27 protein-coding genes and 1 pseudogene are annotated in these 23,409 nt (G+C 65.8%); 9 read left to right on the top strand and 19 right to left on the bottom strand.

The features are described from left to right. Positions 1–152: 152 nt before the first annotated feature. A complete protein-coding gene (locus ACQR13_RS15185) occupies positions 153–989 on the top strand; it encodes an HD domain-containing protein (RefSeq protein WP_315712295.1) in 837 nt (278 codons plus the stop codon). 10 nt (positions 990–999) lie between these two features. Here the strand turns inward: ACQR13_RS15185 and ACQR13_RS15180 are convergent, their stop codons facing one another. From ACQR13_RS15180 to ACQR13_RS15155, 6 genes are all read right to left on the bottom strand, one after another. Further along, positions 1,000–1,674 carry an HAD family hydrolase gene (locus tag ACQR13_RS15180; protein ID WP_315712294.1) on the bottom strand — a complete coding sequence of 225 codons (675 nt, stop codon included), beginning with the start codon at positions 1,672–1,674 and terminating at the stop codon, positions 1,000–1,002. A gap of 169 nt (positions 1,675–1,843) precedes the next feature. Further along, positions 1,844–2,251, bottom strand: a complete 408-nt coding sequence (locus ACQR13_RS15175; protein ID WP_315712293.1) for a hypothetical protein — start codon at positions 2,249–2,251, stop codon at positions 1,844–1,846. A gap of 106 nt (positions 2,252–2,357) precedes the next feature. Next, positions 2,358–2,564 carry a hypothetical protein gene (locus ACQR13_RS15170; RefSeq protein ID WP_315712292.1) on the bottom strand — a complete coding sequence of 69 codons (207 nt, stop codon included), beginning with the start codon at positions 2,562–2,564 and terminating at the stop codon, positions 2,358–2,360. 133 nt (positions 2,565–2,697) lie between these two features. Further along, on the bottom strand, positions 2,698–3,591 hold the full coding sequence (locus ACQR13_RS15165; RefSeq protein ID WP_315751739.1) for a hypothetical protein: 894 nt from the start codon (positions 3,589–3,591) through the stop codon (positions 2,698–2,700). A gap of 521 nt (positions 3,592–4,112) precedes the next feature. After that, the gene (locus tag ACQR13_RS15160) at positions 4,113–6,179 is read right to left on the bottom strand and encodes a sensor histidine kinase (RefSeq protein ID WP_315712289.1); all 2,067 of its coding nucleotides are present in this window, start codon (positions 6,177–6,179) and stop codon (positions 4,113–4,115) included. 64 nt (positions 6,180–6,243) lie between these two features. Then, positions 6,244–6,981, bottom strand: coding sequence for a Crp/Fnr family transcriptional regulator (locus tag ACQR13_RS15155; RefSeq protein WP_315712288.1), 738 nt, complete (start codon positions 6,979–6,981; stop codon positions 6,244–6,246). 442 nt (positions 6,982–7,423) lie between these two features. Between ACQR13_RS15155 and ACQR13_RS15150 the strand changes: the two genes are divergently transcribed. Beyond that, the gene (locus ACQR13_RS15150) at positions 7,424–7,729 is read left to right on the top strand and encodes a hypothetical protein (RefSeq protein WP_434862950.1); all 306 of its coding nucleotides are present in this window, start codon (positions 7,424–7,426) and stop codon (positions 7,727–7,729) included. A gap of 31 nt (positions 7,730–7,760) precedes the next feature. Here ACQR13_RS15150 and ACQR13_RS15145 read toward each other — a convergent pair. From ACQR13_RS15145 to ACQR13_RS15120, 6 genes and pseudogenes are all read right to left on the bottom strand, one after another. Beyond that, a pseudogene (locus ACQR13_RS15145) lies at positions 7,761–8,319 on the bottom strand (DUF4142 domain-containing protein). A gap of 42 nt (positions 8,320–8,361) precedes the next feature. Next, positions 8,362–9,156 carry a DUF72 domain-containing protein gene (locus tag ACQR13_RS15140; protein ID WP_434862992.1) on the bottom strand — a complete coding sequence of 265 codons (795 nt, stop codon included), beginning with the start codon at positions 9,154–9,156 and terminating at the stop codon, positions 8,362–8,364. A 95-nt stretch (positions 9,157–9,251) separates the two neighbouring features. After that, positions 9,252–9,458, bottom strand: coding sequence for a hypothetical protein (locus ACQR13_RS15135; RefSeq protein WP_315712284.1), 207 nt, complete (start codon positions 9,456–9,458; stop codon positions 9,252–9,254). A gap of 132 nt (positions 9,459–9,590) precedes the next feature. Then, positions 9,591–9,788, bottom strand: coding sequence for a hypothetical protein (locus ACQR13_RS15130; protein ID WP_315712282.1), 198 nt, complete (start codon positions 9,786–9,788; stop codon positions 9,591–9,593). Positions 9,789–9,826: 38 nt separating this feature from the next. Continuing rightward, entirely contained in the window at positions 9,827–11,167 is a 1,341-nt protein-coding gene (locus ACQR13_RS15125; protein ID WP_434862949.1) for a PQQ-dependent sugar dehydrogenase, read from the bottom strand. Beyond that, a complete protein-coding gene (locus tag ACQR13_RS15120; RefSeq protein WP_315751734.1) occupies positions 11,164–11,628 on the bottom strand; it encodes a DUF2231 domain-containing protein in 465 nt (154 codons plus the stop codon). The genes ACQR13_RS15125 and ACQR13_RS15120 overlap by 4 nt, the downstream gene beginning before the upstream one ends. A gap of 439 nt (positions 11,629–12,067) precedes the next feature. Here ACQR13_RS15120 and ACQR13_RS15115 point away from each other — a divergent pair, with 439 nt between their 5' ends. From ACQR13_RS15115 to ACQR13_RS15090, 6 genes are all read left to right on the top strand, one after another. Then, a complete protein-coding gene (locus ACQR13_RS15115; protein ID WP_315826832.1) occupies positions 12,068–12,919 on the top strand; it encodes a 3-hydroxybutyryl-CoA dehydrogenase in 852 nt (283 codons plus the stop codon). A gap of 893 nt (positions 12,920–13,812) precedes the next feature. Further along, entirely contained in the window at positions 13,813–14,109 is a 297-nt protein-coding gene (locus ACQR13_RS15110; protein WP_315712278.1) for a copper-binding protein, read from the top strand. Between the two features lie 85 nt (positions 14,110–14,194). Continuing rightward, positions 14,195–14,968, top strand: coding sequence for a DUF2066 domain-containing protein (locus ACQR13_RS15105; protein WP_315767279.1), 774 nt, complete (start codon positions 14,195–14,197; stop codon positions 14,966–14,968). Between the two features lie 113 nt (positions 14,969–15,081). Further along, a complete protein-coding gene (locus ACQR13_RS15100) occupies positions 15,082–15,924 on the top strand; it encodes an SH3 domain-containing protein (protein WP_315826833.1) in 843 nt (280 codons plus the stop codon). Between the two features lie 132 nt (positions 15,925–16,056). Beyond that, complete coding sequence (locus tag ACQR13_RS15095; RefSeq protein ID WP_315751730.1) at positions 16,057–16,779, top strand: DUF3750 domain-containing protein; 723 nt, start codon at positions 16,057–16,059, stop codon at positions 16,777–16,779. A 115-nt stretch (positions 16,780–16,894) separates the two neighbouring features. Next, a complete protein-coding gene (locus tag ACQR13_RS15090; protein WP_316192636.1) occupies positions 16,895–17,329 on the top strand; it encodes a Rieske (2Fe-2S) protein in 435 nt (144 codons plus the stop codon). A 27-nt stretch (positions 17,330–17,356) separates the two neighbouring features. Here the strand turns inward: ACQR13_RS15090 and ACQR13_RS15085 are convergent, their stop codons facing one another. From ACQR13_RS15085 to ACQR13_RS15060, 6 genes are all read right to left on the bottom strand, one after another. After that, complete coding sequence (locus ACQR13_RS15085) at positions 17,357–17,587, bottom strand: FmdB family zinc ribbon protein (RefSeq protein WP_316170438.1); 231 nt, start codon at positions 17,585–17,587, stop codon at positions 17,357–17,359. A gap of 228 nt (positions 17,588–17,815) precedes the next feature. Then, positions 17,816–18,031 carry a hypothetical protein gene (locus ACQR13_RS15080; protein WP_316170439.1) on the bottom strand — a complete coding sequence of 72 codons (216 nt, stop codon included), beginning with the start codon at positions 18,029–18,031 and terminating at the stop codon, positions 17,816–17,818. Between the two features lie 477 nt (positions 18,032–18,508). Beyond that, a complete protein-coding gene (locus tag ACQR13_RS15075; RefSeq protein WP_315712266.1) occupies positions 18,509–18,700 on the bottom strand; it encodes a hypothetical protein in 192 nt (63 codons plus the stop codon). Between the two features lie 63 nt (positions 18,701–18,763). Next, a complete protein-coding gene (locus ACQR13_RS15070; RefSeq protein WP_315751729.1) occupies positions 18,764–19,114 on the bottom strand; it encodes a zinc ribbon domain-containing protein YjdM in 351 nt (116 codons plus the stop codon). Between the two features lie 129 nt (positions 19,115–19,243). Further along, a complete protein-coding gene (locus ACQR13_RS15065) occupies positions 19,244–19,528 on the bottom strand; it encodes a DUF2312 domain-containing protein (RefSeq protein WP_315712263.1) in 285 nt (94 codons plus the stop codon). 146 nt (positions 19,529–19,674) lie between these two features. Next, positions 19,675–20,490, bottom strand: a complete 816-nt coding sequence (locus tag ACQR13_RS15060) for a transglycosylase SLT domain-containing protein (protein ID WP_409999243.1) — start codon at positions 20,488–20,490, stop codon at positions 19,675–19,677. A 128-nt stretch (positions 20,491–20,618) separates the two neighbouring features. On the opposite strand from ACQR13_RS15060, the gene ACQR13_RS15055 reads away from it, so the two are divergent. Then, on the top strand, positions 20,619–22,688 hold the full coding sequence (locus ACQR13_RS15055) for a methyl-accepting chemotaxis protein (protein WP_315751728.1): 2,070 nt from the start codon (positions 20,619–20,621) through the stop codon (positions 22,686–22,688). 467 nt (positions 22,689–23,155) lie between these two features. Here ACQR13_RS15055 and ACQR13_RS15050 read toward each other — a convergent pair whose 3' ends face one another. Further along, a complete protein-coding gene (locus ACQR13_RS15050; protein WP_434862948.1) occupies positions 23,156–23,311 on the bottom strand; it encodes a hypothetical protein in 156 nt (51 codons plus the stop codon). Positions 23,312–23,409: the final 98 nt, after the last annotated feature.

The following is a 23,409-nucleotide window of genomic DNA, read 5'->3' as shown; positions in this document are numbered from 1 at the left end:
CCGATCTCGCGCGTGTCCGTGCGAAGCTGGCCGTCCCGAGCCGGATCATCGTGACGTCTCAGTCGTGCCACGAGCCGCGTTATCGTGATTGTGTTTTCGGGCGTTATGTCTTTTGACGTTGTGTTTGGGCTGTCTGAGGCGGGGCAGCGGCGATGATGACCTTACCGGAGCTCGCGGCAGCGGCGTTGGAGCGTTTCCTCAGCTCCTATATGCGACGCCGTTTCGGATCGTCTCATACCCAGTTGACGGAGATGCTTCCGGCAGCTGCGCGCATTGCGCTGGAATGCATCGGCAACAGCGATGCGCTGTATCACAACGTCGAGCACACCTTGCTGGTGACGTTGGCCGGCCACGAGATCCTGCGCGGCCGTGCGCTGCACAGCCACATGACGGCGGACGACTACGTCCACGTCATCCTGGCCTGCCTGCTTCACGACATCGGCTATGTCCGCGGCTTGTTCAGGGAAGACGATGTCAATGGCTTCGTCGTCGATCGCGGCGGCCGCAAGATCTGCCTGCCGCGCGGCTCCTCCGATGCCAGCCTGATGCCGTATCACGTCGACCGCTCGAAGCTGTACGTGATCAACCGCATCGAAGGCATGGCGCCGCTGGACAAGGACCGCATCGCCCGCGCCATCGAGGGCACGCGCTTTCCGCCGCTCGCCGGCCAGCAGTTCGACGAGGAGCAGTCGATCGTGCGCGCCGCCGACCTGATCGGCCAGCTCGGCGACCCCAACTACATCCGCAAGGCCAACGCGCTGTATCACGAGTTCGAGGAGGTCGGCATCAACCGGCAGCTCGGCTATGAGTCACCGGCCGACATCGTCAATCGTTATCCGCAGTTTTATTGGAACAGCGTCGCCCCGCACATCCAGACCGAGATCCGCTATCTCAACATGACATCGACGGGGCGCCAGTGGATCGCCAACCTCTATGCCAACGTGTTCCGCGCCGAACGCGACATCTCGCTGTCGGGCCCGCAGAGCTGACTGGCTGGAGTCAACGCCGGCCCCCGACCTCGTCGATGTGGTCGAGCAGGTCGGCCGGGTCCTCGTAGACGCGGATGGCGCCGGACTGGCGCAATTCCTCCGAGCCATAGCCACCACTCAACAGGCCGACGCCGAGCGCCCGGCAGCGGGTTGCGGCAAGCATGTCCCAGATGCTGTCGCCGATCACGACCGCGCGCTCGATCGGCGCGTCGAGGCGGGCGGCGGCCGCGAGAAACAGGTCGGGATCAGGCTTGGCGTAGCGGACCTCGTCGCGGGTCACGACGGCGCTGGTCTTGGGATCGACGCCGAGCGCGGCGAGATTGACGGCCGCCGTTTCCATTCTGCCGCTGGTCGCGATCGCCCAGGGGATGCCGGCATCGGTCAGGAAACCCAGCAGCTCGCGGGCGCCGGGCAGGGGCCGGACCTGGCCTCCGAGCTTCTGATAGGCCGCCGCATGCGCTTTCCGCAGCCGCTCGATCCGCTCGGGCTCGATGGCAAAACCGGTCTCGCGCAGCAGCTGGTTGGTGAACAGGCCGCCGCTCATGCCGATCTTGCGGTGGATGCGCCAGACCGAGAGCTCGATGTTCTCGGCATCCAGCGCCGTCTTCCAGGCGAGCACGTGCTGATAGACGCTGTCGACCAGCGTGCCGTCGAGGTCGAACAGGAAGGCGGTTTCGATGCGCATGGCTCGCTCCGGGCTGGATGTCTGCTGCGTAGCAGCTCAAGGCCAAGCGGCAGCGGCCATCCGGGTTCCTGCCCGCCGCCGGGCTGTGCCGTGCCCGCTATGGCTGTGCGCAGACCGACGAGCCGTGCGGTCTTTCCACTCCGTCGGTAGCCCCGAGGCCGCTCCGGGGTCAGCCCTTGGGACGGATGAAGCCGGCCAGCGTCTTCTTCTGCTCCTCGCACCAGTTCGTCATGCCGAGGCGGCGCTGATCCATGTCGATGGCCTGCGTGGCGACGGCCACCTCCGCCATCAGATCGTCGTCCTGCTTCTCGCCCATCTTGCCGCCGGTGTGCATGTAGGCGATCGCCTTGCGCACCTTCTCGGTCGTGCCGTCAGGCATCTTCATGTCCTGCGCCTTCTGGACCAGATCCTGATAGACGACATCGACGCCGGGACATTCGACCTTGGTGGCGAACGCCTCCAGTACCATGGTCGTATACATGTGGCGTGGCTCGGCGCTGCCCGGTGTCAGGGCCGCCAGCAATGCCGCGATGGTCAATGCCGCAAGGGTTGACGTGTAAAGCAGACCGTTTCGCATTCTCTGGCTACCTCCCGCTTGTTTTCGGCGAGGCTAGCCTGTGGGCGAAGCGCGGGCAACAACGAGCGCAGTGCAGCACGCGCGAATTGATCGAAGGGGTCGCCGGCTATTTGTTCAGCCGCCGCTCCTGCTCCTTGAGCAGAACGTCGAGCTCCTCGCTCTGCTGCGCGAGGCGGTCGGCGTTGCGCTCCTCGTCCGCGGCACCCGACTGCGAGGCGGCCTGCTCGGTGATCTGGCGGATGTTGTCGCGCAGGATCGCGATGCGGTCTGCGAGGTCGGAGGCGGACAGGACGGTCGGATCGGTCAGGCTCATGAACCCCTCGGGGATGCGCATTGTCAGGCGCAGTTCCTTAGCTCGGAAAGCCGCGTCGCCACAAGTGGATCGACGACATCGATCACCGCCGCGCCGATCGGCGCGGACCAGCGCGGGCGCCTGTGCGGATCCTTCAGCGCACCGGCATTGGCGGGCGCACCACGGGCTGATCCGGATCGACCGGCGCCGACGGCAGCGGCATCGGGGCGGGCGGCGGAGGGGCCATGCTGGTTGCGGCCGGCGGCGGCATGCGCGGCCGGTGCGGTGCTGCCGCACCAGGCTGTGCCGGGGTCACGGCCGCCGTTGCAGGGCGCGCGGCCGGGCGCGGCCGGATCGTCTGCTCGATGGCGCGCGGATCGAACGACCGTGCTTCCGCGGTCCGCTCGCTCGGCCGCTCGGCGGGCCTGTCGCTGGACTTGGCCTCGGCGACCCGCGCCATGTCGCGGACCATCTGCTCCTGCCCGGCCTTCAGCTGTGCGAGGCTCGTCTTCAGCTCGCCGATCTGCTGGCTCAAGGCAGCGAGGTCGTGGGCCATCGATTGCAGCAACTGCGCCTGCTCCTGCGAGGTCGCGCCAACCGCGCTCGTTGCGTGCTCCTGCACCTCGGCCGGCGCTTCTGCGGCCGCCTGCTGGGGCGCGGTCGCGGCGGGCTGTGCCGCGGCATCCTTGTCGGCGTTCGAAGCCAGCGAGATCCGCGGCATCCAATGCGCGATCATCTCCTGGGCCTGGTCTCCATAGCTCTGCCAGGCGGCTGCGGCGACGGCGCTGCCGACCGCGAACAGCACCGCCAGAATGGTGCGCACGGCCCAGGTGGCGAACGTGCTGCGCTCTCCGGTGACCGCGAAGTCGCTGGTCGCCTGCGTCCTGTAGTCAGGGTCGATCTTCGGCGAGGGCACGTCCGGTGGCCGTTGCGAGCTGCGCCTGTCCGCTTCGGCGGCAGTGCGATCGGCGCGGGCCGCCAGCACGATCTCGGGATCGATCACGGCATGAGGCTGCTGATCGCCGTCCTTGGTCGTCGTTGCAAGCATTGACGCTCCGTCCTCCGTTGTCGTCCGCCTCGCAGGCGGCGCTCGGCTCTGTTCCGATGCGTCGTCCTACCAACGCCTCGTGCACCCACGCTTCGCGTACTCACGCTGCATCGTACTGACGCTTCGTGACACCAACGTCGGATGACGACTGCGCCACGAAACGCTCGGCCTCTCCGGCCGCATCAGCACAGAACCTGGATACCGGTTGTCCCTCGTGCCCACGCATCTGCATGTTCACGGTGATCCATCTTGGCCAGAGCCGCATACTCGGGAACGTCCCATCATCGTTCCGTCGCGCCGACGCTCTGCTGATTCCCATTCTCATCGACACTTGGTCATATCCGCCCCAACCAAGGCGAAGACATGGCGGTTGCGCGACCCATGCGACCTCCACCTCTGGCCGCAGGCGGAGCATACCCCGAATGCACCGCGAAGGCTATGCCGACGGCGTTTCGCCGTGCCGGCGAGATCCTGGCCATTGTTACCGACCGGTGCCGCGAAATGAAGCGTCGATCGGCCCGTCAACGCTTGAGAATGTCGCCCGTGGGCACCCGGATCTCGCAGCAGAGGCCGCTCGGTTCGAAGCGCCGGACAACGCGGGCACCGACCTCGTACGGCAGCATCTGTTCCAGCAGCACGGTTCCAAAACCCTGGCGCTGCGCACCCAGCGGACGGCCGGACATGCCGGTCTCGGTCCAGTCGATGACCAGCCAGTCGGCCGCGTCGCGCTCATCGAGCCGCCATTCGATCCTGATGAAGCCCCGCGGCACTGTCAGCGCACCGTATTTCAGCGCATTGGTCGCGAGCTCGTGCATGGCAAGCCCGATGCTCTCGGCCGCCTTCGGCTTCAGTCGCACCTGGGGGCCCGACAGCGAGAATTGCCTGTCCTCGCGCGCGGCGCCGGCGCGCAGCTCATCGGCGATCAGTTCGGCCAGATCGAAACCGGCGAGGGGATCGCGCGTGACGACCGCCTGGATGCGCGACAGCGCTGTGATGCGGCCTTCGAGGTGACTGGCGAAATCCTCGACACTGTCGCTCGAGTCGCCCGTGCGGCGGATGATCGAGCGGATCACGGCGAGCATGTTGCGGACGCGGTGCTGCAGCTCGGCGAGCAGCAGCTTCTGGTGCTCGGAGGCCGAGACCAGCGCCGTGATGTCTTGGGTGATGCCGCCGATGCGCTGCACCCGTCCCAGCTCGTCGACCATGGGAAAACTACGGATGCGCAGCCAGCGCGTGACGTCGTCCGGCTGGCTGACGATACGGACATCCAGGCTGTCGCGCTGGCCACGCCGGGCGCGCTCGAGGCTCTCGATGGCGCGGGGCCGGTCCTCCGGCAGCATGAGCTCGGTCCACGATGCCAGATGGTCGCCGCGGAGCACAGCGCTGCGCGGGACGCCATAGATCGTCTCGAATGCGGGGCTGAGATATTCCCAGCGCAGGGTCTCGGCATCGCGGATCCACACGACGTCGGAGGATGCTTCGCCGAACTGGCGGAAGCGCGCCTCGCTGTCGCGCAGCGCGGCCTCGGTGCGCTTGCGGTCGTCGATGTTCATCGCGAGCCCGACCAGGGTGCCGTCGCCGAGGTCACGGCCGGCGAACATCATCCAGGCGCGTTCCCCGTCCTTGCGAAAATACTGCTTCTCATAGGGACCGATCCGGCCGGTCTGCCGCAGCAGCTCGATCTGGTCGCTCGAGGTGCGCATCCATTCCGGGGGTGTCAGGCTCTTCCAGGTCAGCTCGCCGCTGTCGATGTCCTGGCGCGAATAGCCTGTCATCGCCAAGAAGGCCTCGTTGGCGTCGATCAGGGTGCCGGCTGCATGATCGAAGAACAGCACGCCGACCGAATCGATCTCGAGGAGGCGGCGCAGCCGATGATCGCCGGCATCGCCGCCGTTCGAATGCGGCTGCCGTGCGGACGGCCCTGCCTCCGGCAGCTCGCTGCACCCGAGGCAGACGGCAAGCTCGGGATCGGTCTGTGCGAGGGCAAGCACGTCCGAATCGATCGCAAGCAGGTGTACATCGGCCCAGAAATGGGCTGTGCGCAGATAGGCGAGGAAGGCCGCCAGCAGATCGAACCTGGTGTTGCCGAAGGCATGTCGGATTGCGCGCCGCGAGCGGTCGGAATCAGCACGCTGCATGAACAGCACCGACGCGGCCTCGAACAGGTCCGCCTCACCATCGCTGCCCGGCTCCGGGATGTCGAGCGGGGGCTGGACGAGTTCAAGCCGGTCGAGCGCCGCCGCGGCGCGCGCGGGATCCGCGAGCGGCCGCGCGAGCAGGTGACGCGCCCGATCGATCGTCTCCGGGCGAGACGTCGAGTCACCCGCGGGCTTGCCCAATCCGACCAGAAATCCGAAATGCCGGGTCAGACAATAAGGCGAGCGGTTGAGGCGCGACAGATGGACGGCGAGCCGCTCCTTGAAAAGGGCCGGAAGCGGGGTGTCGAGATAGGCGCATTTGGCGAACTGCCAGAGCTGTCGGGTCGCCTCAGGCGCCGACGGCGCCGACCTGAACAGGTTGGGCATCAGCCCGAGGCGCTGCACGATCTCCTGCTCGAAGGGTCCGTCCACCATGCGCTGTTCGACCATCGCCGTTTCCCCGGCAGAGTGCCGACACGGTCAGCATAGCGCAAGCGCCAGCGCTCCGAACCTCTCACTCATTCGCGTCGAGCTGACGGCCTTCGCGGTCCAAATGCAAGTAATTCGCGTTGAACAGGCCGGCGCTCATCAGGCGCTCGAGGTCCGGAAGTACCAGCATCTTGCCCTTGAGCACGATCAGGTTGCTGGCGCGCAGTTCCTGCAGCGTGCGGTTGACGTGGACCTTCGACAGGCCTGTCGCCTCGGCGAGATCTGCCTGGGTGAGAGGGAAGCTGCAACTGCTGTCGTCGGCCAGGCCCGCCAGCCGCAGCCGGAAGAACAGTTCGCACAACAGGTGAGCCATGCGTTCGGACGCGGTGCGTTGCCCGAGATTCATGGTCCATTCGCGCTGGATTGCGGCGTTGACCAGCGTCTCCCACCAGAACGCCGTCGCAATGCGTGGATAGCCGGCGCTGATCTCGTCGAAGAACTCGCGCGGCAGGTCGGCGATCGACACCGGCGTGATGGTGCCGATCGAATGGTCCATCTCGCGCAGGATGAAGATGTTGAGATCGCAGATATCGCCAGGCAGGAAGAACGAGACGATCTGGCGGCGGCCGTCCTCGAGCTGCTTGTAGCGGCAGGCCCAGCCGTTCAGGATCAGATGCACGTCCTTGGGCTTCTCGCCTTCGCGCGCGATGTCGGTGCGTGGCGCGAAGGTCCTTACCCGTTGAGCCGCCGCGCGGTTGAGCATCAGGCGGTCGGCCGCAGAGAGGCGGACGAAATTCTCGAGCTTGCGGACCAGATGACTCAAAGAGTGGTTCCCCCGAGTTGGTTTATTGGGGTTCCATTCGGTGCGACTTCAATAACTTATGTTAGCATGATACCGCGTTGACCGCTGATCTTTCTGCACCTGCGCGCGGAACCAAAGTGCGGCCCGCAGCCGGGGACTGCTGCGGCATCTTGGCGATGCTCCTGCCCTCAGCGATGCTCGGAGCTGGGCAACATCGCGCGAGTCCGACCAGTCCTTCGCGCCCCTGTCGTGGAACTCTCATGAAATCTGATGCGGCATCACCGTCGAAGCCCGTGAAATTACGGGACCCGATGCGTGATCGCGGCGATCTGGCGCTCGGCGAAACCTGTGTAGTTAAGGCCCCCTTAGTTCCGGCTTCTGGGTTGATCAAAACAAGCAACTGGAAATGCATCAATGCGAGCCGGTCAGCTCTTTGCGGCATCGATGCTCTCGGTCACGGCGCTTGCCTGTGTTCTCGGGGGGCGAGGTGCTGGTATCTCACTATCGCGCCTACGCGAGCAGAACCGAAGCGATCAAGTCCGTCGACAAGGCCGGGCAGCAGGCCGACGCCGCCTTCGCCAAAGCGAAAGCGGCCGTTGAGACGCTCTCCGACAGCCAAGCCATCTTCGACGGACTGAGCGCTGCCAAGGCAAAGCTCACCGACGTGCGCACGATGGTCGACCGCGCCGCAAGGCCGGATCGAGGTCGATCGCGAACGGATCGAGTCGAGCATCGATCAACTCGGCAATCCTCCGTCCGCGCCGCCTGACGACGGGACTGCACGGCACGGCATCCGAACATCATGAGGGCCAGCTCGGACCGGCGCTCATATCGTTCGCTCGCTTGCCCTTGTCGAGGTTCTGCGCCATTTCGAGATGATGCTGCAGGGCCGGCAGGGTTTTGCCGGCCCATTCCTTCAGCGCCGGATTGTCGCCGCCCTTCGCATAACGCTCGAACAGCGACACCGCGTTCTTGTGGGCGCTGACCTGCATGTCGTCGAAATCCGAGCTGAAGTCCTTGCCGCTCGCTGCCTTCAGCTTGTCGAGCTTGCTCTGATGCGCGCTGTCGAGAACGGCGGGCAGCTGGACCTTGACCTTGCCGCTCTCGACCATGCTCTTCAGCCCGGTCGAAGTCTTGGTGTGATCCTTGACGATCTGCGCGGCGAAGCTCTTCTCCTGCGCGTTGCCCTTCTGCTCGCCGAACTGGTTCAATTTGCAGTTCGAACATGTCGCTGATGGCGACCTGCTTGACGAAGTCCTCGGTGATCGGCGCAATGCCGAGCGCCGAATTCACCCCGGTCTTTTCGCCGACGGATTGGGCGAGGGCAGGGCCCGCCAGCACCAGGCAGCCGAGCGTGATGAGTGTGCGTCGCGCGGATCGTTCCTCTCGTTGGTTGCAGACCTAAACCGAGAGATGTGCACGATGTTCGGACGAGCTGGCGCGCGCTGCGCGGCCTGCCCGGTGAGAAGACGCCGCGAGCAGCCGACGTAGCCGCAGAGCGTCGGCGGGTGCCGCGCTCTTCTGGTCGTTGTCGAAAAAGACGTAGACGTCGATGCCGCGCGACGCCCAGGCGCGCATGCGCTTGGCCCAGGCCTCGAGTGTCGCGTCCGGATAGTTGTCCTTGTAGCGGCCGCCCGGACCATGGCCGCGCACATAGACGAAATCGGCCGTGCGCCTCCACGGTGCCGGCGCGTCGTGATGGTCCGACAGGCAGAGCGAGATGTTCGAATCCCTCAGCAGGCGCATGATGGCCGGTGTGTACCAGCTCGGGTGACGGAATTCGAAGCTGTAGCGCCGGTGCGTCGGCAGCAGCGGCAGAAACGACTCGAGCCGTTCTGGATTCGCTTCGAATTGCGGCGGCAGCTGGAACAGCACGGGGCCGGCCTTGTCGCCGAGCAGCGACAGCCGGCTCTCCATCAGCGCGATGCTGTTGACCGAGCGCGCAGACAGGCGCTTCCAATGCGTGATGAACTTGGAGGCCTTCCAGGCGAAAACGAAATCGGGCCCGGTCTGATCGCGCCAGCCGCGGACGGCAGCTTCCGTCGGTGTCCTGTAGAACACGCCATTCAGCTCGGTGGTCTCGAACTGGCTGGCGTAGTAGGGCAGCCGATGTCTGATCAGCAGTCCCGGCGGAAAGAACGCGCCGCGCCAGGACTCGTAGTGCCATCCCGATGTGCCTATCACGACCCGGGCCATCATCGTCCTCTCGCCGAGACAAGACCTCGAAAGCAAAGCGTCGTGATGGCGTTCGGGTTCCTTTCAAAGCCGCAGCAGACGATACGGCGCGTGGTCTAGCGCTCCGCGGCGTGCAGCACCGGCGCGCTCAACAGCTCGTTGATATGCGCCGCCGTCTCCGCCTGCATCGCCTTCTTCAGCATGATGTCGCGTTCGGGGCCTGCGGGAAGACGTGCTGCCGCCTCGCGGGCAGCGGCTGCAGCCTGCTGCAGCCGCTGGCGGAACGACACTGTCTGCTTGCGCCGGTTCCGGGTGACCTTCATGGCGAAACTCCTGTTGATCCTCCGAACATGAGTCTGCTGCCCTGCCGAGGGGCTGTCGCTAACACACGTTAGCGTGCACTTCACTATCCCTGGAGGTCCCGTCGGAACTCACGATGAGTGTTGTGGTGCTGATTAGTTGTTCGAGCGATCGGGGTCATTGCCCGGAACGCTGAGATGCACCTCGTGGCCTTGCTTGATGGCCAGCGTCGCAGCTGATGCAGCGGATTCGAACGCAGCCTCTTTGGTCGCGTAGTCGCCATGGGCGTTGCCGTCATGCAGCACGCTCCAATGATCGCCGACCGCAACGATGGCGTATTGAGCCAGTCCCATATCGTCCTCCATTCTTCGCGTCATTGGGCTGAAGGCCGTCAGCCGCCGGATGCCGTGACGCGCCAGACCGTATTGCCGACATCGTCGGCAATCAGCAGGGCGCCGGTCTTGTCCACGGCGAGACCGACCGGCCGGCCGCGCGCCTCGTTCCGATCATTGAGGAAGCCGGTCACGACGTCCTGGGCTTCGCCGTTCGGCTTGCCGCCATCGAAGGGGACGTAGACCACCTTGTAGCCGTTCAACGGCGTGCGGTTCCAGCTGCCGTGCTCGCCGACGAACGCGCCGCCGCGATAGGCCTGCGGCAGTGCGCTGGCGGTGTAGAACGTCATGCCGAGCGGCGCGACATGCGAGCTGAGCGCGTAGTCCGGGACGATGGCCTTTTCGACCAGGTCCGGCCGCTGCGGCTGCACGCGGGGATCGACATGCTGGCCGTAATAGCTGTATGGCCAGCCATAGAAGCCGCCGTCCTTCACCGAGGTCATGTAGTCGGGCACGAGGTCCGGACCGATCTCGTCACGCTCGTTCACGACCGTCCACAGCGCGCCGCTCTGCGGCTCGAAGCTCAATCCGTTCGGATTGCGCAGGCCGCTCGCGAATACCCGCCAGCGTCCCGTGGTGCGATCCACCTCGAGAATGGCGGCACGGTTCTTCTCGGCCTCGATGCCGTTCTCGGTGATGTTGCTGTTGGAGCCGACGCCCACATAGAGCAACCGGCCGTCGGGGCTCGCCACCAGGCTCTTGGTCCAGTGATGATCGATCGGGCCGCCCGGCAGCGCGGCAAGCGTCGTGCCCGCATCCTTCATCTGGGTTTCGCCCGGCGTGTAGGGATATCGAACGATGGCGTCGGTGTTGGCGATGTAGAGATCGTTGCCGACCAGAGCGATCCCGAACGGCGAATTGAGATGGTCGATGAACAGGCTCTGCTGCTCGGGAATGCCATCGCCATTGGCGTCGTGCAACAATGTGACGCGGTTGCTCGCTCCGGTGTTGCCGCCCGACGTGGCCCAGGATTCGACGAGGGCCATCACGAGGTCCTTCGGCCGTTTCGCCGGCGGCGGGGGCGGCGCTTTCGATTCCACCACCAGCACGTCGCCGTCCGGCAGCGTGTAGAGCGAGCGCGGATGCTGCAGGCCGGTCGCGAGCGCCTCGATCTTCAGGCCCGGCGCGACTTTGGGAGTCTCGCCCTGTTTCCAGCCTACCACCGTGGCGATGTTCATCGGCGGCAACAGGTATTGCGTCAATGCGGGCAGCTTGACGTTGGCGCCGATCTCGGCGTTCGGATCGCCGCCTTCGTTGCACGCGGTGAGACCAAGCGCGGATATTCCGAGCAGCAGGACTGTGAGCAGAGGCGCGAGGCGGGAGGAGCCGGACGGCGTCATCGTGCGACTCCCACCCTGTGACGATACACGAGCGACCAACCGAGCCAGCCGGTGACGGGCAGGATCAGCACCGTGACGAGCGACAGGATGAGGCCGGTCGGCACGACCGAGGTCCAGGCATCGCGTGAATGGACCAAGTTGTTGAAGAAGGCCAGCACCAGGGCGATGAGGTTGCCGGCCATGTGCGGCCAGGCCGGTGCCTGCGATCGGATCAGCCGATTGCCAAGGAAGTCGATGAGCCCGGCGATGCCGGCCAGCACGCCCATGATCAGTCCGACCAGCAGCAGCCAGGCGGAGATATCCGCCCACATGATTTCAGCGGTCCGCCAATAGGCGATGTCGGTGACGAACGCTCCGATGAAGCAGACGATAGGGAACGGCACCAGCATCGGATGGATCGGATGCCGTGCGATCTGCGCCGTTGGCTCCGGGGATGGTCGGGTGGTTTCGGCGGTCGCCACGGCGGTCTCCTCGATTGGACCTGTTGCAGCGTGGAGAACCGTCGGCCTCAACAGGTGTTCCGATGACACCGACGGATTTGGCGTGGCGCTCACGCAACGTCACGCGACGGCCGCCGCCGCCCGGGCGCCCGTGCCGGCGTGTCGGTCAGCGGTCCTGTTCAGCGGACCGGTGCCGCGCGCGCTGTCGCCGGCCGCGTCGTTGCGCGGCGCCGTCGGCGCGGGTGCGGGCGGCTGGCTCTGGCTGGGCGCCGTGCCGGTTGTCTGCCGGCTCTTCGTTTGGACCCCGGGGCGACCGTTCGCTCCCGGTGCCGTCGAACCGCGGGGCAGCCGGCCCCTTCTCAGCCCGCCGCCTTGGGTCTACCCGGCCGGCCGATAGCCTGTTAAGCAACTGCGCAGGACGGGGCGGTCCCCGCGGATACGAGACTGAGAGGAAGCGGCAATGATTCAGACGGTCGGCATCATCGGAGCAGGCACCATGGGCAACGGCATCGCGCAGGTGTGCGCCGCCGCGGGCGTTCCGGTCGTCATGGTCGACGTCTCGGAGCAGGCCGTGGCGCGCGGGCTGGCGACGGTGGGCTCCAGCCTCGATCGCCTGGTCAAGAAGGAGAAGATGACGACCGCCGACAAGGACAGGGCGTTGTCGCTCATCACCGGCACCGCCGACAAGGCGAAGCTGTCGAACTGCGACCTGGTCATCGAGGCCGCCACGGAGAACGAGGAGTTGAAGCTGAAGATCCTCAAGGACCTCTGTGCCGGTCTGAAACCCGAGGCGCTGATCGCGACCAACACCTCCTCGATCTCGATCACCAAGCTGGCCACCGCCACCGACCGGCCCGACCGCTTCATCGGCATGCACTTCTTCAATCCGGTGCCGATGATGGCGCTGCTCGAACTGATCCGCGGCCTGCAGACCTCGGATGCGACCCATGCGGCCGCCGCCGATTTCGCCAAGCGGATCGGCAAGGTCGCGATCACCGCGAAGAACAGCCCGGGCTTTGCCGTAAACCGCATCCTGTGCCCGATGATCAACGAGGCGATCTTCGCGTATTCGGAAGGCATTGCGACCGCGGCCGACATCGACGAGGGCATGAAGCTCGGCTGCAATCACCCCATCGGTCCGCTGGCGCTGGCCGATCTGATCGGTCTCGACACGATGCTGTCGGTGATGGAGGTGTTCTACAACGGCTTCAACGATCCGAAGTATCGGCCGGCGCCGTTGCTGAAGGAGATGGTGGCCGCAGGCCAGCTCGGCCGCAAGACCGGCAAGGGCTTCTACGACTACAGCAAGTAGCTGCGGCAGATTGCTTCGGCGGCGGGTGACGCCTGCACCCGCCGTGCATCAGGCGATGAAGGATTTCGTTCGGGGATATTGGTCGGGGACATTGGGAATGCGGCGATGCCGCGAGCGGGTATCTCGGCTGCCATTGGTCAACTGATCGCTGCACGCGATCGACTGATCACACGTTCCAATGTTCGCGTTGGGCAGTATCAACCCGAGTATCGGGCCTCGAGCCGCAGATAGCTACAAAGCTCGCGCTGAAGTGATCCAGATGGACGGCACAGCGCCGGGCGGGCAAGGGGCCATGCCTCGCTGATGCAGCCCACTAAGCCGCGACCCGGCGTGCCGTTCGTGATTTGCCGCTATGCGATGGTCCGAAGCGAGTCCCGTCGCACTCAGCGGATCTGGTACGGAGGTGGAGTCATAGAACCTCCCTGCAATCAGATGGTTTGTTGTCGTTCGGACATCGCGGCGTCGTCAGGAACGGCCACCGAGATTGGACGACGCTGTTATCGTCCTCCCGGCTGCCTGTGCTGTCAAGGCGCATCCTGACGCATTGATGAATTCGGCGTTACGGGGCGTCGATACTGCGAGTGCAGGAAAACTTTGATCACGCGCTGGTCTGATGACAAATCCGTGCAAATCACTACATGAGGGTGGCCGAGCCGTGTCGGTCGAAGAAGGTTCGCGATTGCGCCCGGTCGAGCGCGCGTCGTCCACAGCGGCGGAGACGATCAGCATGTTTTATGTAGGCGTAGTGCTTGGGGGCGACAAACGGGCTGCACGGCGCATTGATTGTGGCGCGTTAGACGGCCCAAAGTCGTCAGCGACGAAGCTGAAGGTTCCGGGAACCAAAGAATTCGTGGTGTTTTGTTTGCCGCGAGAAGCAAGGCAGGAGAACAGCGATGAGAGCAGTTGGCATTACTCTGGCGACGGTCGCCCTGTTTGCGGGGACTTGGCCCGCTCTGGCAGCGGAGCAAGACACGGCGGGCATGGTCACGGGGATCAACCGTCTCAACGGCACGATCGCGATCAAGCGCGTTCCCAACGGGACCGTCGGTGCCAACACGGCCGGAGCGGCCCAGGAGTTCAAGATCAAGGACAATGCCATGATCGAGAACATCCACGCCGGCGATCGCGTGACGTTCTCGACGTCCGACGCCGCCACACCGACGATCGTCAAGCTCGACCGGCAGAAATAGCCGACATAGCCGGATCGAGGGCGCGATGAGGCAGTGCGGTGCTCTCCGCGGTTGGGGCGTATGGCGTCTCGGGCTCTGGGCGATGATGGTCGTCGGGGCCTGCACTATTGCGAATGCGGCTCCGACCGACCTGTACCAGGCGCAGACGGTCGTGACCGGTCAGGGCGAGGACAATCGCCGGGCGGCATTTGCAGCATGTCTGGAAGACGTGCTGATCAAGGTGTCCGGTGCATTTCAGCTCAGGAACGACGCAAGGCTCGCGCCACTCGAGGCGCGGGCAGCGGAGTTCGTCACCGGCTTCGATTATCACGATCAGATGTCGGGCAAGCCGAAGCACGACGAGCAGGGCACGCGCGACCGTCCATATGACTTGACTGTGTCATTCGATCGCGCGCGGATCGATCAGTTGCTTGCGAGCTTGAACATCAAGCCGTGGCCGGCGCCGCGCCCGTCGATTGCCGTGATCGTGGCGATGACGTCGGGCGGTCGTACTTTCTTCGTTGCATCCGACGACCGGAGGTCCGATCTGCAGCGCGACGCGCTGCGCGCAGCGGCCGTCAAGCGTGGACTCGAGATCGCTCTGCCAAGCGCCTCCGAGGTCTCGAAGGCCGCCATTGAGCGGACCAAGTTGAACGATGTCCAGCCCGCGGCGGTTGCGTCGTGGTTTCCCGGCGCTGATGTCATGCTCTTTGGCGATCTCACCTGGGACGATGCCGAACTGGGCTGGGTCACGCAATGGCGCCTCGATCGCGCTGGCAAGCAGGATCGGTGGCAATTCCGTGGCGTGACGTTCGACGAGGCATTTCGCCGTGCTCTCGGTGGAGCAGCGCAACTCCTCTCCGACAACGGAGCGCCGTGAGGTTGCCGCGATAGTCTGCCACCATCCCCGTGGACCGGATGCCTGAGCCGCGCATGCGGGGCGCGAGAGTCTCGCGCCCGAGCTCGCTCGGGCAAACAGACAGGAGGGCGCCCGTGGTGAAACTCAGACCGTGTCTTGTTGCTGCGCTGTTGATTGTCACGCCCGCCTCGCTGGCGGTGGCCGCGCCGGGCCTGGTGCGCACCGCGGCCACCATGCGCGCAGGACCCGGCCCCGGTTTTCCCGTCGTCGAGCGCATTCCAGTCGGCGCCAGGATCACCATCCATGGCTGCATTCAAGGCGGCGCATGGTGCGATGTCAGCTTCGGAGGCGAACGCGGCTGGGTCGCGGCGCGGACGCTCGCCTATCTGTATCGTGAGCAGTACGTCTACCTGCCCGAATATGTCGAGTACGTGCCGACTGTCGGCTTCACGCTGACCACCTATTGGAGCAGCTTCTATTTCGGACGGCCTTGGTATCATCGGCACGCGTTCTGGAACCGCTACTGGCATCGCCATCCGCCGGTCATGGCGCAAAATCCGCCTCAGCCTGGCATGACCCCGGGGATGCCGGGTCGTGGTCCCGGCGGGATGATCCAGCCTGGCGGCGGAGCGGGCGCGGTCGCCGGCACGGGCCAACGATCCGGCCCGCCTTCGGGCATGCAAGGTCGTGTGCCGCCTGCGACTGCCGCCGGCCCCGGCGCACCTCCGGTCGTGGCTGGTGCTCCCGCTCGAGCTGCAACGCCACCCATGGTGCAGCCATTGATGAGCCGAAGCAGCGGTGCGCCGCAGAGCGCCCGCGCGCAGATGGGCGGCATGCGCATGATCGGGACTTCGCCGCAAATCGGCTTGGCGCATATCGGGGGCGGCCCCGCCATGGGCGCTGCGCGTGTCGGCGTCAGTGGCCCTCGCGGCGGCGGCGGGCGTTCCGGCCCGGACGGTGGTTTCCGTCGGCACTGAGTCATCAGCGCTGCCCTGGTGTCCGGATTGTGAAGGTGGCGTGCCGGCCGGCGCTGGCGAGGGCGGGCGCGATGACTACATGGCTGTCACTCCTCGGTGCCTCCATTGTTCTCGCCCATCGTGAAAAAGCCCGTGCTCGCTTTCCTCCTGCTCATCTTCGTGCCCATCTCGCTGTCGGCCGCGAACTATCTGCGCGGCGATCGTCGCGGCAGCTGGCAGACTGCGGACCGTTCGAGCGCGGGCCTGCTGCCATCGCCGGCGCAGCATGCCGACGCGATGGTGCGCGTATTCGCTGCGCGCACGGTGCGTTGGCGTGGCATCTTCGCGGTCCACACCTGGATCGTCGTGAAGGAGAAGGGCGGCCCGCGCTACACCCGCTACGACTACACCGCGTGGGGTGAGCCGATCCGGGTCGATGGCTTCGCGCCCGATGGTCGCTGGTTCGGTGCATTGCCGGAGACAGTGCTGGCCGTCGACGGCGATGAAGCCGAGCGGGTGATCCCGAGGATCCGCAGCGTGATCGAGAACTACCGCTTCCGCGCCTATGGCGACTACAACGCCTGGCCGGGGCCGAATTCGAACACCTTCGTGCAGGCGGCGCTGAACGCGGTTCCTGAGCTGAACGCCGTGCTGCCGCCAACCGCAATCGGCAAGGACTTCCCCTTTGACGGCTGGTGGGGGCGCACGGCCTCCGGGACCGGTCTGTTCGTATCGCTCGGCGGCTATCTCGGTGTCACCGTCGGGTGGATCGAGGGCGTCGAGCTGAACTTCTTCGGGGGAGTTCTCGGCGTCGATCTGCGTCGGCCGGCGCTGAAATTTCCCGGGATCGGCCGCCTCGGCATGCGAGCGGTCTGAGGCCCGCGATCTGCCTGTCAGGCACTGGCTGGCATGCTGCTTGCTGCGACCCTCTTCAGCGCGCCTGTGATGTCGCGGATGCGCCAAGAACGCCGGGCGAGGCGAGAAGAGGCGGATGATGAGCACGCTGTTTGCGATCTGCGCGACCTATGAGGTGGACGATGGCGCGGCGCGGGGCTTCGTTCTCCAGCGCCGCGAGCCCGACGGCAGCGCCAAGCCTTGGCCGATCCTGGTCACGCGCAAGGGCAACAATTTCTATGGCTTCGAGAATGCCTGCCCGCATCAGGGCGCCCGCCTCGACAAGCACCCGGGCGAGTTCATGGACGAGGAAGGCAATTTCCTCGTTTGTGGCGAGCATGGTGCGCAGTTCGACCTCGATACCGGACAATGCTTCATCGGGCCCTGTCAGGGCCGGACGTTGGCTCCAGTCGAGCTTGTGATCGACGACGGTGACATCTGCCTCTCCGGGATCGATCTGGACGAGGAGGACGGCCTCGACATCGACGATCCCGAGGATGACGTGCCCGACGTGCAGATCACATCGGACTGAGGCCGAGGGCCGGCGGCCGCGGCCGGGTCAGCGCTTCTTCCGTTCGGCGCGGCTGTAGTTGCTGAGGTGCCCCTCGCGTGCTGCCTGGCTGCGCGCCGCCTTGATCAGGCCGGGGCTGCGCGCTGGCGGCGCCGGTAGCGAGGGCAGGCGGGTCAGCTTGCGACTGCCGCAGGTCGGACAGACCGGCCTTTCAGAAATCCCGATCAGCAACTCGATATCCTCTGCGCAGGCTGCGCAATGGAAGCTGTAGAACGGCATGACGTCATCCCTCATTGTCGCTGAGGGGCGTTGCACGAAGCGGGCCAGCGCCATTGCGCATCGAATTCGCCGATTCAGGGCGCGTTTGCACGCTGACGGCAGCGTTTTTTGCTGCGCATGTCCCGAATGCGACGCGACTGGGGTCGAACATTCGACAGCAGTGCAGAGCTCTTCCGCCTGGCCGGCCGGCCCCGGATATCCGGGCGCCAGCCGGACGGACAAAGCGGATCAGGCGTTGGTCTTCGGCACGTACTTGCCGGCGACACACTTGTAACTCTGCAGATGCCACTCGTGATAGGGACCCTTGGACATCCAGTCTGCGATTCCGATCTGCGCGCTGACGGCGCAGGATGTCATCGTGATGCCGGACATCTCGCTGTTGGTGACGACCTTCTCCATGCAGAGCTGGCCGTTGCATAGCATTGCGACGAGAGTGACGAGCACGTTGATTCTGCCTCCAAAGAGTGGGACCCGGTCAGGATCGGGAAAGCAGAGTTCATGCCAAGTTATGAATCCACGCCGTGCTGCTACGGAACGGATTGCTACGGGTGTCACTTCATGACCACAGAAGCGTGACGGATTCACTGCTTGGATCACGCAGCGTTGGGCAACCGGCCTGCGTTTGCTGCTCGATCAATTGGCGATTTGCCCGTGTTGTGCTGTTCGGCCTGAGTGCCGGGCCTGAGCCGGACCTGTTGCGTCAAATAACAGGCAGCGCCTGCGCAGTCCTGCGGCGCCCGCGGACGTTGTTTTCGGTCTTCGGGCGGAATATCGCCGTTCATTGGGTGAATCAGAGTTCGATTCGCAAGGGTGTCTGCAGACGAACCGCCGATTCCCCGCATGATATTTGGCCGGATGCCAGACTTTCCGGTGGCGCTGATACCGACGCCCCGATGCCCGGTGCTGCGAGCCTCCGGTCCGTCAGGCCTCGTTCAATCCGGCACCTCGATCGGTCAGGATCTTCTGACCCTTCGCCGTCAGCTCGTAGATGTCGCCGTCCTTGGCGACATAACCTTCGCGGATCAGTCCATCGAGTTCGTCCTGCCGGTCGGGCGAGAAGGCGATCGCCTGGCCGATATCCGAAAGCGTCGCGATCTGGTCGTCCGTCAGCATGGCCATCCTCCCGTTGTTGATCCGAACGCCATGGCGTCGCGAATGTTCCGGGAGCACTAGGCTCTACGCCTTGCGCACGAACTCCGACTTCAGGTTCATCTGGCCGATGCCGTCGATCTTGCAGGCGATGTTGTGGCCGTCGCTCGCCTCCTGCAGGCGGATGTTGCGCACCTTGGTGCCGCCCTTCACCACCGACGACGATCCCTTCACTTTCAGGTCCTTGATGACGATGACGCTGTCACCGTCGGCCAGAACGTTGCCGTTGGCGTCGCGGATGCTGGCGTCGTCGCCGGCCGATGCCGCAACGGCGGCGTCGCCGCTCCATTCATGGCCGCATTCGGGACAGACCCATAGCGCGCCGTCCTGATAGGCGTGCTCGGAGCGGCATTGCGGGCAGGTCATTGCGTCGGTCATCTCATCCTCGGGCGCGGGCAGAAGCGTAGCGCAGCGTTAGAGGCTCGGATGGAACCGGGCAAGGAAAATCCCGGGGAGGGCAGCGCGCGGCGCAGATGGGCTGCGCGCCGCCATCGTCGGTCGGCAGCGTCACGCCGCCTTGCGCTCGGGGGTTTTGCTGGCCGGCCCGGTCTCGGCCGCTTCCATCGCCCGGAGATAGGTGTCGAGCAGCGTCTCGTGCTCGTCGCGCTCGTCCTGGTCCTGCTTCCTGAGCTTGATGATCTCCTTCAGGATCTTGACGTCGAAGCCTTCGCCCTTGGCCTCGGCGAACACTTCCTTCTTCTGCTCGTTCAGCTCCGCCAATTCGCCATCGAGGTGCTCGATCCGCTCGATGAAGGACCGGATGCGCGCGCCGGGAATGCCGATCTCTGACATGGTGACTCCTGTACTAATGGGACGGAGAAAATGCGCGGCAGTTCGTTGCCAATGTCTTAACGGGCGCGCTTTGCCCACATCAGTGAATCCGACGTGCTTAACGCGGAACCGGGCGGGCTGCGATGTTGCCGAGCGGGCGCCATGCGCTAGCTCTGCTCCGCCGCCGAGAGCTTCTGAAACTGCTTCTTCATCGCATTGACGCGGCCGAGATAACCGGCGACCGAATGGTCGCCGCAGCGCTCGCCATCCGCCGGCTTGAAGCCACGGCGCGCGAACCCGGCCGCCGGCCCGGCGCCGCACAGATGAATGACGGCCGCGAGATCCTGCCGCTGCTGCGCGCTCGGCTTGGCGCCAGGCTGCCGCGCGAGCACGGCAGCGACCTGGCGGTCGAGCGAGATCACCGTGAGCGCCACCGCATGCGCCGGCCATGCGCGGACGTACAGGCTCGGTGACCCACAGCCGTCGCTGACCACCTCGTGATCCCGGATGCAGAACCGTGCGGCGTCGGCAAAGGCGCCGTCGGTCATCTGGAACAAGCCGACGGCGCTGGACGCCGGCTGATACAGCGCGAACGGATTCCATGCGAAGCGCCAGCGCCAATAGGTGCGCGCCACCGGATTGCCCGAGCTCTCGGTCTGCGCCAGGGCGGCGAGCAGCTCCGGCGTGATCGATCGTGTCGAGCTCTCACGGAACAGCGCGCCATATTGGCGCCAAGTCTCTTCCGGCTCCTTGTCGAGCGAATGACCCGTCACCACGAACAGCTCGGTCGGCTTGCGCAGGACGTGATAGGCCAGATTGACCAGCGCGAAGGTCACGAGCAGCACCAAGGCGCCGCAGGCGATCTTGATCCATCGCGGCGCCGCGCCCACCGTCCGGCCCAGCCACTGCGCACCGCGCCCTGCGATTCGCTTCGCATCGCGCCGCAGCGCGCGCCAGCGGCTGCCGCGTTGCGGCTTGCGCATTTTTTGTTGGCGTGGGGCAGGGGATTTCGGCAACTGATTACCTCGGCCGCCGGTGTGCCGGTCCATGGTTAAGGAAGAATTTGTGCAATCGCGTCATCCTGCCACTTTCTGGTGTGGGGCGGGGCGTGATGAAGAAATCGGTCAGTACTCTGCTGATGGTGCTGTTGTCGGTGCTGGCGGCGGGCATCCTGGTGTCCACGGCGATCCTGATGAGCGGCGCCGCGGGCCGCTATCGCGAGAGCGTCGCGACCGAGCAATTGACCGCGGCCGACAAGGCGATCTTCCAGAACGTCCTGGTCATGCGCGCCCACCGCGGCGACATCCAGAGCGTGCTGCTGAGCGAGGACGATCCGCGCGCAAAGCTCACCGAATATCAGGGCATCGAGGCCAAGGGCTATGACGGCATCGTCGCCGCGCTCGCCGGCGTCGACATGCCCGAGCGCGACGACCTCATGGCCGGGTTGAAATCGAGCTGGGACGCCACGGTTCCGCAGTTCAAGCTGCTGTTCGATGAAGCCGCGAAGCCGCGCTCCGAACGCGTGCTGGCGCGTACGCAGGCCTGGTACCAGGCAATGACCAAGACGCTGGACGTCGCCAACGCTGCCTCGCTCGCCGTCTCGAACCGCGCCTGGATGACCGATCCGGCGATCGCCAAGATGGTGCAGGCGCGGCGGCTGGCCTGGCAGGTCCGCGACCGCTACGGCCTGCAATGCTCGGCGCTGCGTCCCAACATCAACGCCTCCAAGCCGCTCGACGACACCCAGAAGGGCGCGATCGCGCAATGGCGCGGCACCGTCGCGGCCGGCTGGTCCGGGCTCGACGACCTCTTGGCGGGGGGCGGCAGCACCGGGCTCGCCGGGGCCGTGAAGACCTCGCGCGCCGAGGTCGAGGCCGCGCATCAGCGCATGGACCAGCTCGCCAAGGGGTTTGACGGCAGCGGCAAGCCGGCGATGCCGGCGCCGGAATGGAACGCGTTCTGCCAGGGCCCGTTCGCCGGCATCATCGCCATCGGCATGACCGCGCTCGACGGCTCGATCGCGCGCGCCGAGGAGATCAAGACCGCGGCGCTGAGCAGCCTGATCGTCCAGTCGCTCGCCTTCATCACCGCGCTCGTGGTGGCCGGCCTGGCGCTGCGCGCGGTGCGCGTCCGCCTGATGCGCCCGGTCGGCGTCCTGATGCAGGCGATCCAGCGCATCGGCCAGCGCGACTACCAGACGCCGGTGCCGCAGTTCGCTCATGCCGACGAGTTCGGCGCCATGGCTGCCGCCCTCGAGGGCCTGCGCGAGAGCGCCGCCACCGCCGAGCAGCTGTCGCGTGAGCGCGAGCTCGACCAGGGCCGCCGGCTGGAGCGCTCGCAGGCGATCGACAGCGCCTGCAAGAGCTTCGACGACACCGTGCAGGCGGTCATCGTCAGCATGGGCAACTCGACCGGCCAGCTCGATTCCAGCGCCGGCGAGGTCCGCAAGCTGGTCGATGAGTCCACCGAGCAGACGGCCGCGGTCGCCAGCGCCGCGGAGACCGCGACCACCAATCTCGAGACCATCGCCGCCGCCACCGAGGAGCTGACCGCGTCGGTCTCCGAGATCGCGGCCCAGGTGCAGGCCTCGGCGGCCGATGCGCGCCAAGCGGTGGAGAAGGCGGCGCAGACCAACGCCACCGTCGAGATGCTCGACCGCGCCGCCAACCGCATCGGCGAGGTGGTCAAGATGATCACCGCGATCGCCGCGCAGACCAACCTGCTGGCGCTCAACGCGACCATCGAGGCGGCGCGCGCCGGCGAAGCCGGCCGCGGCTTCGCCGTGGTCGCCGGCGAGGTCAAGAACCTCGCGGCGCAGACGGCGACCGCCACCGACGACATCACCCGCCAGATCGCCGAGATCCAGGCCGCCACCGGCGAGTCGGTCGAGGCGATCCGCGCCATCAGCCACAACATCTCCAGCATCGACGAGAAGATGACGGCGATCGCCGCGGCGGTCGAAGAGCAGCGCGCCGCCACCACCGAGATCTCGCGCAACTTCCAGCATGCCGCCCAGGGCACCCGCGCCGTGACCGACACGATCGGCTCGGTCGCAGCGCTCAACCGCCAGACCGGCAATGCGGGCGCGGCGATGGTCGATTCCGTCCGCCGCATGTCCACCGATGCCGATCGTTTCCGCGTGGCGGTGGAGGGCTTCCTCGGCACCGTGCGCAAGGCGTAGCATCGCCAAGCGGGCGCGATCCCGCGACGCAGATGGCGCCCGAGCCTTGCAGGTCGTTGGCCCTCCGAAGGGAGAGGGCGCGGGGAATGCCGGGCGCTGGCCGCACCCATGGCCCGCCTGCAGAAGATAAGCAGGCGGCAGTCACCACAGGTTCAGCCGAGGCATCCCGGCATTCCCCGCGCGATGGTTTTCACGCTTATGTCGCGATCTCCCCGGTGTCCGGCTTGTTAGCCACCGTCGCGCGGCGCGATCATCATCACCACCGCACTTGGCGCCAGCTTCGGGGCGCCAGGACCACGCGTCTTCACGTCCGCAAGCGTGCCGTTCGTCGGCGGGCCTCGAGCCCGCTGCGGCACACTCACAGCCACCGCATCTCCGGCCCACGTCTCGTGACGATCGCGATGCGCCCCTCTCGGCGGGCCGGGATGGGCGTAGACAATCATGATTTTTGAAAAAGCGAAAGTGATTTATTTTTCACCGAAGGACTGGACAGGCCAGATCAGCTTGAGGCCGCTGATGAAAATGGCCTGTCGGCGCAGGCGGATTTTCGCGTCATTGCCAGCCGACGGGTCCGCGCCGAGGCCCAGCCCGTGGCAGGATCCGCGGCACTCCAGAATTCTCATGCCGCCCTGGATTGCTTCGTCGCCTTCGGCTCCTCGCAATGACGAGAGTCCGTAGGGCGGGGTTTGGCGCAGCCGTAACCGCTGCCTGCGGAGGAATG

The sequence above is a fragment of the Bradyrhizobium sp. HKCCYLRH3059 genome (assembly GCF_051168035.1).
GTDB lineage: Bacteria > Pseudomonadota > Alphaproteobacteria > Rhizobiales > Xanthobacteraceae > Bradyrhizobium.
The sequence above is the reverse complement of the archived record's forward strand: the minus strand, read 5'-3'. Positions and strand labels throughout refer to the sequence as shown.

Excerpts from the sequence above, each read along its gene's own strand:
- ACQR13_RS15185 (WP_315712295.1), top strand. The coding sequence starts at position 153 with ATGATGACCTTACCGGAGCTCGCGGCAGCGGCGTTGGAGCGTTTCCTC.
- ACQR13_RS15180 (WP_315712294.1), bottom strand. The coding sequence starts at position 1,674 with ATGCGCATCGAAACCGCCTTCCTGTTCGACCTCGACGGCACGCTGGTC.
- ACQR13_RS15175 (WP_315712293.1), bottom strand. The coding sequence starts at position 2,251 with ATGCGAAACGGTCTGCTTTACACGTCAACCCTTGCGGCATTGACCATC.
- ACQR13_RS15170 (WP_315712292.1), bottom strand. The coding sequence starts at position 2,564 with ATGAGCCTGACCGATCCGACCGTCCTGTCCGCCTCCGACCTCGCAGAC.
- ACQR13_RS15165 (WP_315751739.1), bottom strand. The coding sequence starts at position 3,591 with ATGCTTGCAACGACGACCAAGGACGGCGATCAGCAGCCTCATGCCGTG.
- ACQR13_RS15160 (WP_315712289.1), bottom strand. The coding sequence starts at position 6,179 with ATGGTCGAACAGCGCATGGTGGACGGACCCTTCGAGCAGGAGATCGTG.
- ACQR13_RS15140 (WP_434862992.1), bottom strand. The coding sequence starts at position 9,156 with ATGGCCCGGGTCGTGATAGGCACATCGGGATGGCACTACGAGTCCTGG.
- ACQR13_RS15135 (WP_315712284.1), bottom strand. The coding sequence starts at position 9,458 with ATGAAGGTCACCCGGAACCGGCGCAAGCAGACAGTGTCGTTCCGCCAG.
- ACQR13_RS15130 (WP_315712282.1), bottom strand. The coding sequence starts at position 9,788 with ATGGGACTGGCTCAATACGCCATCGTTGCGGTCGGCGATCATTGGAGC.
- ACQR13_RS15125 (WP_434862949.1), bottom strand. The coding sequence starts at position 11,167 with ATGACGCCGTCCGGCTCCTCCCGCCTCGCGCCTCTGCTCACAGTCCTG.
- ACQR13_RS15115 (WP_315826832.1), top strand. The coding sequence starts at position 12,068 with ATGATTCAGACGGTCGGCATCATCGGAGCAGGCACCATGGGCAACGGC.
- ACQR13_RS15110 (WP_315712278.1), top strand. The coding sequence starts at position 13,813 with ATGAGAGCAGTTGGCATTACTCTGGCGACGGTCGCCCTGTTTGCGGGG.
- ACQR13_RS15105 (WP_315767279.1), top strand. The coding sequence starts at position 14,195 with ATGGTCGTCGGGGCCTGCACTATTGCGAATGCGGCTCCGACCGACCTG.
- ACQR13_RS15090 (WP_316192636.1), top strand. The coding sequence starts at position 16,895 with ATGATGAGCACGCTGTTTGCGATCTGCGCGACCTATGAGGTGGACGAT.
- ACQR13_RS15085 (WP_316170438.1), bottom strand. The coding sequence starts at position 17,587 with ATGCCGTTCTACAGCTTCCATTGCGCAGCCTGCGCAGAGGATATCGAG.
- ACQR13_RS15075 (WP_315712266.1), bottom strand. The coding sequence starts at position 18,700 with ATGCTGACGGACGACCAGATCGCGACGCTTTCGGATATCGGCCAGGCG.
- ACQR13_RS15070 (WP_315751729.1), bottom strand. The coding sequence starts at position 19,114 with ATGACCGACGCAATGACCTGCCCGCAATGCCGCTCCGAGCACGCCTAT.
- ACQR13_RS15065 (WP_315712263.1), bottom strand. The coding sequence starts at position 19,528 with ATGTCAGAGATCGGCATTCCCGGCGCGCGCATCCGGTCCTTCATCGAG.
- ACQR13_RS15060 (WP_409999243.1), bottom strand. The coding sequence starts at position 20,490 with ATGCGCAAGCCGCAACGCGGCAGCCGCTGGCGCGCGCTGCGGCGCGAT.
- ACQR13_RS15055 (WP_315751728.1), top strand. The coding sequence starts at position 20,619 with ATGAAGAAATCGGTCAGTACTCTGCTGATGGTGCTGTTGTCGGTGCTG.
- ACQR13_RS15050 (WP_434862948.1), bottom strand. The coding sequence starts at position 23,311 with ATGAGAATTCTGGAGTGCCGCGGATCCTGCCACGGGCTGGGCCTCGGC.